Raw genomic sequence first — 10,194 nt, 5'->3', positions numbered from 1 at the left:
GCCTTCGCCCACCCGCTGCCGCCCGGCGGCGAGGCCGACTGGGCGCTGCGCTGGTTCACCCCGGCCACCGAGGTCGACCTGCAGCCACTGGTCGTCGGTGTATCCGGACGTCCAGCGCGTGTTCGGGTCGCCGTCGAACGCGCGCTCGGGCGGGTTGCCGTCGGCCACCGACTGGGCCGCCGACGGTTTGCCCTGCGCCAGGTCGGTACCCGGGTTCCCGCTGTCGACCACCGACATGGTCCAGAGCGAGAACCCCCAGCCGGTGGCGCGCTTGAGCCCCCGCATGCGGACGAACCGGGCGTTCTGCGGCGCGAGGTCGACGGTCTGGGTGGCGCGGCCGTCGGCGATGACGATCGGCAGGTCGTAGGAGTAGCCGATTTCGCGCAGGCCGATCTTGACCGTCCGGCGGTCGCTCGTGGCCGCGCCGATCGCCGCGGTCAGGGTCAAGTCGTAGCGGTCCGGGTCGCCGTAGCCGTTGGGCCACCACAGCTTCGCGTTCTCGACCCGCTGCTTCGGGAACACCACGTCGGTGCTCTGCCCGGGCGGGATGGTGACCGTGCTCGCCAGGTTCACCGGGCCGAAGGCGGCGGTGACCTTGACGCGCTGGGCGGTCGCGGCGGCGTTGCGCACCGGGACGGTGAGCGTGACCTCGGCGGTCTTGCCGTCGGGCACCTTCGTGTCGACCCGGACGTCCCCGAGCACGGCGGCGCCGGTGGAGCGCAGGCGGACGTGGTCCCAGAGACCCGCCGCGCGGTCGCGCACCGCGGGCATCCAGTCCCAGCCGGAGACGGCGAGGTAGGTCGGCGAGTTGTCGAACATCGTGCCGCCCGCGTCGACCCAGGAGCTGCCGTCGGCGCCCTTGTCGCCGGGGCTGCCGGGCCGCGGCATCGGCGAGATCTTCACGGCCAGGACCTGCTCGCCGGTGCGGCGGAGCGCGGCGGTGACGTCGTGGACGCCGCGGCCGAACGGGTGGCTCTGCGTGGCGATTTCGGCCCCGTTGAGCCAGATCTGCGCTTCGTGGTTGACGCCGTCGAACTCCAGCCAGACGTGGCGGCCCGGGGAGGTGTCCAGGCCGCGCGGCAGGGCGAAGCGGCGGCGGTACCACCAGGCGTGGCGCGAAAGCGCTTCCGGGACGTGCAGGTTGTTCATCCCGGACACCGGGTCGGGCAGCTGCCCCTGCTCGACGAGCGAGGCCAGCACCGTGCCGGGCACGGTCGCCGGGAGCCAGCCGCGGGTGTCCACGGTGGAAGCCGAAAGCGCCTTGCCGTCGCCGGTGGGTGCCCAGTCGTCCATGGTGAGCACCCAGCCGGATTCGAGCGGGACGGTGCCGTCGGCCGCCACGGCCAGTGCGGGCGGCTCGTCGTCCGGGCGCACCGGGAAGCTCGTCCAGCCGCGGACCGCGGGCCGGGCCTCGCGGCTGGTGCCGAAGACCTGGAAGCCGTTGAGGCCCAGCGGGTTCGTCGTCGAGCGGCGGCTCGCGGTGAAGCGGACCCAGCGCGCGGTGACGGTCAGCGGGATCGTGACGACACCGCCGGTGCCCGCGTCGGTGTGGTGCACGGTGCGCCAGGCCTTGCCGTCGCCGGAGACGTCGAGGTCGAACGCCGTCGCGTAGCTGGACTGGACCTCGAAGCCGCTGGTGCGGGAGCGGGAGGCGCCGGCGTCGAAGGCCGGGTCGCCGGGCCGGGCCTCGAAGGTGAGGACCACGGATTCGATGGCGCACGGGGCCTGCAGGTCGACGACGATCCACTGGTCGTCGCCCCGGGCGGCGCGCCAGCCGGAGCCGCGAACGCCCGTCCGGGCGAGACCGTCGACGGCGAACTCGGCCGGGGTGGCGGCGTAGTCGGTCGAGGAAACCCGGACCGGCCGGAACAGCGCGAGGTCGCTCTTGCGGCTCCCGGGCGCGGCCGGCGCGGCCGACGCGACACCGGGCAGGACGGCCGCCGGCCCGAACCCGGCCAGCAGCCCGGTTCCCGCGATCAGGACGTGCCGGCGGGACAGGGCGGTCACCTCCGCGCGCTCGTTCTCCTCCGCCATGCGGACTCCGTTCTTCAAGCGGCAACCGGGACCTGGCGGGGTGGGGCGCCGGGGACTGACAACGTTGCCAGGAAGCTTCCGCCGCGGTCGCCGACACCGTCAAGAAGACAAGGAGGACAAGAATCCGACCGATGACATCGATGTCGCCGGCCGGTCTCCGTGAGCGGGACGCGGTAAGCTTGCAACGAACCTGCAGCGATCTTGGGAGGCCGGAGTGGTCCAGGTCGAACGCACGGTCAAGGTGACGGCGCCGATCGGTGCGGTGGCGCAGTACCTGGCCGACTTCGCGCACACGGAGGACTGGGACCCGGGCACGATCTCGTGCACCCGCACCGACCCGGGTCCGATCGCGGTGGGGGCGCAGTGGCACAACGTGTCGGAGTTTCGCGGCCGGAAGACGGAGCTCGACTACCACCTGACCCGCCGCGAACCGGGCAAGGTGACCTTCGTCGGCGAAAACCGGACCGCCACCTCGACCGACGACTTCACGCTCACGTCCGGCCCGGACGGCACGACGGTCCGGTACCGCGCGACGATCGTGTTCCACGGCTGGGCGAAGCTCGCCGGCCCGCTGCTCAAGCGCGAGTTCGAGCGGCTGGGCGACGAGGTGGTGCCGGAGCTGCGCCGGGTGCTGGGCGAGCTGGGCTGATCCCGCTCGGCGGGATGAGGTCCCGTCGAGCCGGTTCCCCCGCGCGAGCCGGGGCCGACCACCGGCCCCTCAGGCCTCCGCGCGAGCCGGGGCCGGCCGCCGGCCCTCAGGCCTCCGCGTGCTCCACCGCCAGTTCCACCGCCGAGGCCAGGTCGTTCACCCACCGGAAGCCGCGATCCCCCAGGTGCGCCCAGCCCGGGCCCAGCGTGCCCACTTCGCAGCCGGACGCGCGGATCCGGGCCGCCAGCAGGTCGTCGGCCGTGGTCGGGGCCATCGACCACAGCAGCACCAGCACCGGGTCCAACCGGGCCGCCAGGTCCGCCACCGTTTCCGCCGGCACCAGCTGGCCCAGGTACGCCACCGGGACCGCCGCTTCGGCCAGGGTGGCCCGCAGCGCCTCGATCGGCAGCGAATGCCGCTCCGCCGGGCAACAGGCCAGCAGCACCGGGCGGCCCGGCACCGCCGCGGGGAACCGGCGGCTGAAGCGCTCGAACGCCAGGGAGATCTCCGACGTCAGCGCCCACTCCGACGCGAAACACACATCGCCGCGCTGCCAGCGGTCGCCCAAGCCGCGCAGGACCGGTGCGAGTACGTCGGTCCAGGCCGCGGCCGGGCCCAGTGTCCCCAGCGTTTCGTCCAGCAGCCCCGCCACCGAGGCGTACCGGAGCTCCTCCGCCGCCTCCGCGAGCTCCCGCGCGCGGCGGGACGCCGGCACCTCGAGCCCGGCCGGCGCGCGGCCGAACGCCGCCTCCGCCGCCTCCCGCACCGGCATCCCCCGCGCGACCAGCCGCTGCATGTGCTGGAGGCGGCGGACGTCGGCGTCGGAATAGCGGCGGTGGCGCCCGGCGCCGGCGGGCGGGCCGATCCCGTACCGCGCGCTCCAGCTGCGCAGCGTCACCGGCGAGACCCCGAGCAGCTCGGCCACCTTGCCGGGCGCCCAAGCCCCGGCGACGGGTAGCGCGTCGTTGTCGGGTTCCACCGTGCCCCTTCGCCTAGCTGACCGCGAACGGCCGAAGTTTAGCGATGTTCCCGGCGGCCGAACGGCGGAGACACGCAGGCCGCGGCGGGGACGCGGCGGCGGGGCGATCGCCGGCCGCGTCCCCTCCGGCGCCGCCCGGCGCCGGCGATCCGGCCCGCGTCAGCCGGATCCCACCGGCCGCGCGGTGTGGCAACCGCCGCGGCCGGTGACGTGCCGGGAACCCGTCCCCGAACCAAGCTATACCGCGGCGCAACGCTTGTGCATCGCCTTCCCTCGGATGCCGCAACGGCGCCGGCGAGTGATCTCCCGCCGCGCGGGTATCCCGGTCCGGGTGCCCGAAAAGGAGGGGAACCCATGACCGAAGACCACACCGCGTCCGACCTCACCGTCACGACCGACGCCGGCATCGTGACCGTCCGCTGCGTGGGTGAGCTGGACCTGAACAACGCGCGCGACCTGCGGGACGCCCTGCTGGGTCCGATCCGGGCCGGCGCCCGCGGGGTCGTCGCGGACCTCACCGAGACGACCTACTGCGACTCGACCGTCTTCAGCGTGCTGGTCGAGGCCCACCGGGCCGCCGCCGCGCGGAACGTGCCCTACGCCATCGCCGCCGGCGAGACCGCGGTCGTCCGGCCGTTGCAGCTCCTCGGCCTGGACCGGCTGCTGCCGCTGCACCCAGGGTCCGAGACGGCCCAGGCGGCCGTCGCGGGCCGCGACCGGTCTTGATCACCCCGTCGGCTCTGGTCCCGCGCCTCCGCGTTCGCTAGCTTGACGGTGATCGCAGTCTTCTGCGCCATCGCCGGGCGGCGCCGCGGGGAGCCGCCGGCCCGGCCGTTCCAGGGGGATACACCGTGTCCAGAACACCCCTGCGCGGGGTGAGACGGCTCTTCGCCGTGCTCGCCGCCGCGCTCACCGCCGGCGCCCTCACCGTACCGGCCGCCCACGCCGACACGCCGTCGCTGATCATCGCGGCGTCGGTCGGCGACGGGCCCCAGCTGCTCGGCAGGCCGTTCCCGATCACGCTGACGCTCACCAACCCGACCGACCAGCCGATGCCGAAGGTCACGGTCTGGGACGAGCACCTCTCCGGCTCCTGGCTGTCGGTCCAGGACTGGGCCGGTCTCGGCGGCAGCCCGCAGGCCGGCGTGGCGCTCGACCCCGGCGCCACCCGGACGTTCACGATCACCGCCACCGTCTACACCTGGAACTCCGGCGTCCCGCACGAGCGGTTCCGCAGTGACTGGGCCCAGGGCGGCGACCTCGTCGTGCCGCTGCTCGACCCGACGACGACCCACGGGCCGGCCTCCGGTGTCCTCTACGGCGACCGGAACGAGAACGGCGTCTTCGACCCGGGCGAGGGCCTGCCCGGCGCCGTCGCCTACCTGTACGGCACGAGCTCCGGCAACCCGATCGAGGTCACCACGGACGCCGACGGCCGGTTCACCTTCACCGATCTGCCCGCCCGGCGCTACGGGATCTCCACCCGGGACCTACCGGACGGCTGGATCTACGAAGCCGCCGCCCAGCAGTACCTCGACGTCGACGGCAGCGACCCCGGGCCCGCGGTGCAGCTGCGCGCGCTCCGGCCGTTCTCCGAGAAGGTGCACGCGACCGGCTCGTTCGACCGCGGCACCTACCAGGCCGGCGACCAGGTGCGGGTGACCTTCACGGTGACCAACGTCAGCGGCGGCGACCTCCACGGGATCACCGCCGGATGTGACCGCTTCGGCGGCCCCGACCACCTGCTCGGGTGGACGGACTGGGCCGTCGCCGCCCCGGGCGGGATCGACCTGGCCGCGGGCGAGACGCGGACGTTCACCGAAACCGGCACCGTGCCGTCGGCCGCCCCCACCTACGGCGGCTTCTACGCGGCCTGCGACTTCGGGATCGACCCCGGCCCGCTGGACGGGCGGCCCGAGGTCGACGTGTTCGCCCACGTGCCGGCCCCGCCGGGTACGACCGGTGGCGTGATCTACCACGACGACAACAGCAACTACACGGTCGACGCGGGCGAGGCGATCGCCGGCACGCCGGTCGAACTGGTCGACCGCGTCGACGGCTCGGTCACCGCGACCGCCGTGTCGGACGCGCAGGGGCACGTGGCGTTCGGGACCGTCCCGGCCGGCCCGTACCGCGTGCGCGTCGACGGCTGGCACGAGGTCGACGGGGACGGCGGGGTCCTCTTCGTCGGCACCTGCGGGAACTGCGGGGAGGAGTGGGCTCTCCGGTACCGGCACTGACCGGCCCGTGGCCCGGCCGCGCGCCGGGCCACGGGTTGTCCACAGTGGAGCGGACCGGACAGCGAACCCGCTGTTCAGCCGGACGCCGCGGCTGCCGGAGCGGACCGGACGCACCGGCTGGTCCGCTCCGCGGCGGTGGGATCACCCGGGCAGTGACGGAAAACTCGCGCGATTCCCCGGTCCGCCAGACTGCGCCACGGGCCCGTGAGGCCCTAGGGTTCGCATCATGAAGGTCGGTCTGCTCACCCGCGAATACCCGCCGGAGGTCTACGGCGGCGCCGGGGTCCACGTGGAGTTCCTCGCCCGGGAGTTGCGACCGCTGGTCGACCTCGACGTGCACTGCTGGGGCGCGGACCGGCCCGACGCCACCGGGCACACCGATCCGCACGGCTACCGGCAGCCGGCGTTCACGACGATGGACATCGCGGTCTCCATGGCGAACGCGCTCGAAGGCCACGACCTCGCGCACAGCCACACCTGGTACGCGAACCTCGCCGGGCACCTGGCGAAGATGACGCACGGCATCCCGCACGTCGTCACCGCGCACTCGCTGGAGCCGCTGCGGCCGTGGAAGGCCGAGCAGCTCGGCGGCGGCTACCGCGTCTCGTCGTGGATCGAACGCGAGGCCTACGAAGCCGCGGACGCCATCGTCGCGGTCAGCGGCGGGATGCGCCGGGACGTCCTCGCCGCCTACCCCGCGGTGCCGCCGGAGCGGGTGCACGTGATCCACAACGGCATCGACACCACCCTGTACCGCCCGGACCCGGGCACCGACGCGCTGGCGAAGCACGGTGTCGACCCCGACCGGCCGTATGTCCTGTTCGTCGGCCGGATCACCCGGCAGAAGGGCGTCCCGCACCTGGTCCGCGCGGCCGCGTCGCTCGACCCCGGCACCCAGCTCGTGCTGTGCGCGGGCGGCGCGGACACCCCCGAGCTCGACGCGGAGTTCCGCGGGCTGGTCGCCGAGCTGGAGAAGACGCGCACCGGTGTCCGCTGGATCCCGGAGATGCTGCCGCGCCCCGAAGTCGTGCAGCTGCTGACCCACGCCACGGTGTTCGCCTGCCCGTCGGTCTACGAGCCGCTCGGCATCGTGAACCTCGAGGCGATGGCGTGCGGCACCCCGGTGGTGGCCAGCGACGTCGGCGGCATCCCGGAAGTCGTCGACGACGGGCGCACCGGGCTGCTGGTGCACTACGACGAACAGGACGCGCGAGCGTTCGAGGCGGGCCTGGCCGCCGCACTGAACGAAGTGGTCGGCGCGGGAGACCGGGCCGCCGCGATGGGCACCGCCGGCCGCGAGCGCGCGGTCGGCGAGTTCGGCTGGAAGGCGATCGCCGAGCGGACGGTCGCCCTCTACGAAGCGTGCGGGAGGTCGTAGTGACAACTGGAGCCGACGTGCTGGGCATCGTCCTCGCGGGCGGCGAGGGCAAGCGCCTGATGCCGCTCACCGCGGACCGCGCCAAACCCGCCGTGCCGTTCGGCGGCACGCACCGGCTGATCGACTTCGTGCTGTCGAACCTGGTGCACGGCGGCATCCGCCGGCTGTGCGTGCTGACGCAGTACAAGTCGCACTCGCTCGACCGGCACATCTCGACGACGTGGCGGCTCTCGGCGCTGACCGGCGAATACGTCACGCCGGTGCCGGCGCAGCAGCGGCTGGGCCCGCGCTGGTACCAGGGCAGCGCCGACGCGATCCACCAGAGTCTCAACCTGGTGTACGACGAGAGTCCCGAGTACATCGCGGTCTTCGGCGCGGACAACATCTACCGGATGGATCCCCGGCAGATGCTGGAGGCGCACGTCTCGTCCGGCGCGGGCGTCACGGTCGCCGGCATCCGCGTGCCCCGGGCCGAGGCGAGCTCGTTCGGCGTCATCCGGACCACCGACGGGCTGATGATCGACGCGTTCATGGAAAAGCCTGCCGACCCGCCGGGCCTGCCGGGCTCCCCCGACGAGTCGTACGTGTCGATGGGCAACTACATCTTCACGACGAAGGTGATGCTGGAAGCGCTGCACGCCGACGCCGAAAACGCCTCCTCGCACCACGACATGGGCCGCGACATCATCCCGGCGCTGGTCAAATCGGGCGAAGCCGCCGTCTACGACTTCACCACCAACGTGGTCCCGGGCGAAACCGAACGCGACCACGGTTACTGGCGCGATGTCGGGACCATCGACAGCTACTACGACGCGCACACCGACCTGATTTCGACGCACCCGATCTTCAACCTCTACAACCGGAAATGGCCGATCCTCGCCCACCCCGGCCAGCGCGCGGCGGCGAAGTTCGTCGAGGGCGGCTCGGCGAACCAGTCGATCGTCAGCAACGGCTGCATCATCTCGGGTGCCCAGGTCGTCGACTCGGTGCTCTCCCCCGACGTCATCGTCGAGCAGGGCGCGGTGGTGCAGGGCTCGGTCCTGCTCGACGGCGCCCGCGTCGGCCGCGGCGCGGTGGTGCGGCGGGCGATCCTGGACAAGAACGTCGTGGTCCCGCCCGGCGCGCACATCGGCGTCGACCTGGCCCGCGACCGCGGGCACTACCACGTCAGCGAGGGCGGCATCGTCGTGCTGGGCAAGGGGGAACGCGCGATCTGAGCCCGGTCAGGAACGGGTGGCCGCCGAAATCCGCTCGACGACCTGCCGGGGGTCGATCCCCCAGCGCTCGGCCAGCTCCGAGATCGACGCTCCCGCCGCGTACTCGGCAGCGATCATGCTGTTGACGACGCCGGCCACGGCTCACTCCTCGGCCACGGGTGTTCGGGCACCCGAGATGCTACATGTTCGTCGCGGACGTCGAACAACGTGCTGTACGTCGGCGGTCCGCTGTCCGGTCACCGCCCGGATTCGTCCGGTTCCCGCGCCGGATTCGGCGTTTTCGCCTGCGCGCGCGTCGCACTGAACACGGCGTCGAAGATCGGCGTCGGCTCACCGTCGTCGCGCTTCGGCCGTTCGTCCCCCGATGTGCTCTTTTCCTCTCCCACGCGCCCAGTTTCTGCGACGGCCGCCGATTCCGCTGACGCGAGCACCGAAAATCGCCCGCCCGGGGGATCTCTTTTTCGCGCTTTCCCCGCGCCGAAAAACGATTTCCCCCCGCACATTTCCGCGGACCGGCGGGAATATCCCGACCCGTCCGCGGATTGCACCCGGCATGAAGGCAGTCCTCTACCGCCGTCACGGCGGACCCGAAGTGCTGGAGCTGTCCGAGCGGGCCGTCGCGGACCCGGGACCGGGCGAAGTCCGCGTCCGGATCGTGGTCTCCGCAGTCAACCCCACGGACTGGAAGGCACGCAGCGGCCTGCGCGCCGAACCCGGGGCGGAGGTCCCGGAAACCGTGCCCAACCAGGACGGCGCGGGCGTGGTCGACGCGGTCGGCCCGGACGTCACCGGCTTCGCACCCGGCGACCGCGTGTGGACGATCATCGCCGGCGCGTACCGGCCCACGTCCGGCACGGCGCAGGAGTACACCGTGCTGCCGGCTTCGAAGCTGGTCCGGTTGCCCGACGGCGCCGGGTTCGACGAAGGCGCCGGTCTCGGCGTCCCGGCACTGACCGCGCACCGGGCGCTCACGGTCGCCGAGGACGGCCCGTCCCGGCTCTCCCCCGGCGCGCTGGCCGGCCGCACGGTGCTCGTCAGCGGCGGGGCGGGCGCGGTCGGCAACGCGGCGATCCAGCTCGGCCGCTGGGCCGGGGCGACGGTGATCGCGACGGTCAGCAGCGAGGAGAAGGCCGCCCTCGCCCGGGCGGCCGGCGCTCAGCACGTGCTGCGGTATCCCGACCCGGAGCTCGGCGCCCGGATCCGCGAGGTCGCCCCCGACGGTGTCGACCTGGTGGTCGAGGTCGCGATGGGGGTCAACGCGAAGCTGCACACGGAGGTGCTGCGCACCCGCGGCACGGTCGCCACGTACGGCGACGACCGGGGCACCGGAACGGTGACCTTGGAGTTCGGGCCGAACTTGATGCTCAACGCGCGCTACCAGTTCCTGGTGCTGTACACGGTGGGCGAGGACAAGCTCCGCGCGGGCGCGGAGGACATCACGGCGGCGCTGGCGGACGGCGCGTTGGGGGTCGGCGAGGAGCGCGGGGTGCCGATCCACCGGTTCCCGCTGGGGGAAACGGCGAAGGCGCACGCGGCGTCGGAGGACGGGATCACGGGGAAGGTGCTGATCGACGTCAGTCCGGCGGGCTGATCCGCGCCCGGGTCGCGCCCCCCCCGGCGGGGGTCGCGACCGCTCCCACCCCCCGCGGGGATTGGGAGGCCGCGGCCCCCCCCGGACAGCAACGAGGCGCACAAGG

General features: G+C 73.3%; 10 protein-coding genes. 6 read left to right on the top strand and 4 right to left on the bottom strand.

Going from position 1 to position 10,194, the window contains the following annotated elements:
- On the bottom strand, positions 1-2,034 hold a 2,034-nt coding region (locus tag ACFVYA_RS48070), incomplete at its 3' end, for a discoidin domain-containing protein (protein WP_387055118.1).
- A 214-nt stretch (positions 2,035-2,248) separates the two neighbouring features.
- Here ACFVYA_RS48070 and ACFVYA_RS48065 point away from each other — a divergent pair.
- Complete coding sequence (locus ACFVYA_RS48065; protein ID WP_387055116.1) at positions 2,249-2,683, top strand: SRPBCC family protein; 435 nt, start codon at positions 2,249-2,251, stop codon at positions 2,681-2,683.
- 106 nt (positions 2,684-2,789) lie between these two features.
- On the opposite strand, the gene ACFVYA_RS48060 is transcribed toward ACFVYA_RS48065, so the two are convergent.
- Positions 2,790-3,662 (bottom strand): MerR family transcriptional regulator, encoded by an 873-nt coding sequence (locus ACFVYA_RS48060; protein WP_285991519.1) that lies wholly within the window; start codon positions 3,660-3,662, stop codon positions 2,790-2,792.
- 354 nt (positions 3,663-4,016) lie between these two features.
- On the opposite strand from ACFVYA_RS48060, the gene ACFVYA_RS48055 reads away from it, so the two are divergent.
- From ACFVYA_RS48055 to glgC, 4 genes are all read left to right on the top strand, one after another.
- On the top strand, positions 4,017-4,388 hold the full coding sequence (locus ACFVYA_RS48055; protein WP_387055113.1) for an STAS domain-containing protein: 372 nt from the start codon (positions 4,017-4,019) through the stop codon (positions 4,386-4,388).
- A gap of 125 nt (positions 4,389-4,513) precedes the next feature.
- Positions 4,514-5,902: a hypothetical protein gene (locus ACFVYA_RS48050; protein ID WP_387055111.1), complete on the top strand. Its 1,389-nt coding sequence runs from the start codon at positions 4,514-4,516 to the stop codon at positions 5,900-5,902.
- Between the two features lie 226 nt (positions 5,903-6,128).
- Positions 6,129-7,280, top strand: a complete 1,152-nt coding sequence (gene glgA / locus ACFVYA_RS48045) for a glycogen synthase (RefSeq protein ID WP_387055109.1) — start codon at positions 6,129-6,131, stop codon at positions 7,278-7,280.
- Positions 7,280-8,497 carry a glucose-1-phosphate adenylyltransferase gene (gene glgC, locus ACFVYA_RS48040; RefSeq protein ID WP_387055107.1) on the top strand — a complete coding sequence of 406 codons (1,218 nt, stop codon included), beginning with the start codon at positions 7,280-7,282 and terminating at the stop codon, positions 8,495-8,497. Before glgA ends, glgC begins: the two co-directional genes overlap by 1 nt.
- A 6-nt stretch (positions 8,498-8,503) precedes the next feature.
- On the opposite strand, the gene ACFVYA_RS48035 is transcribed toward glgC, so the two are convergent.
- Together ACFVYA_RS48035 and ACFVYA_RS48030 are read right to left on the bottom strand one after the other, a co-directional pair.
- Entirely contained in the window at positions 8,504-8,635 is a 132-nt protein-coding gene (locus tag ACFVYA_RS48035) for a hypothetical protein (RefSeq protein WP_257920605.1), read from the bottom strand.
- Between the two features lie 98 nt (positions 8,636-8,733).
- Positions 8,734-8,883, bottom strand: a complete 150-nt coding sequence (locus ACFVYA_RS48030; protein WP_387055105.1) for a hypothetical protein — start codon at positions 8,881-8,883, stop codon at positions 8,734-8,736.
- Positions 8,884-9,050: 167 nt separating this feature from the next.
- On the opposite strand from ACFVYA_RS48030, the gene ACFVYA_RS48025 reads away from it, so the two are divergent.
- Positions 9,051-10,088 carry an NADPH:quinone reductase gene (locus ACFVYA_RS48025; protein WP_387055103.1) on the top strand — a complete coding sequence of 346 codons (1,038 nt, stop codon included), beginning with the start codon at positions 9,051-9,053 and terminating at the stop codon, positions 10,086-10,088.
- Positions 10,089-10,194: the final 106 nt, after the last annotated feature.

It is taken from the genome of Amycolatopsis sp. NPDC058278, from assembly GCF_042881395.1.
Classification (GTDB): domain Bacteria; phylum Actinomycetota; class Actinomycetes; order Mycobacteriales; family Pseudonocardiaceae; genus Amycolatopsis.
The sequence above is the reverse complement of the archived record's forward strand: the minus strand, read 5'-3'. Positions and strand labels throughout refer to the sequence as shown.

Bases quoted from the DNA above. Each gene is read 5' to 3' on its own strand.
- glgA (WP_387055109.1), top strand. From the start codon at position 6,129: ATGAAGGTCGGTCTGCTCACCCGCGAATACCCGCCGGAGGTCTACGGC.
- ACFVYA_RS48055 (WP_387055113.1), top strand. From the start codon at position 4,017: ATGACCGAAGACCACACCGCGTCCGACCTCACCGTCACGACCGACGCC.
- ACFVYA_RS48025 (WP_387055103.1), top strand. From the start codon at position 9,051: ATGAAGGCAGTCCTCTACCGCCGTCACGGCGGACCCGAAGTGCTGGAG.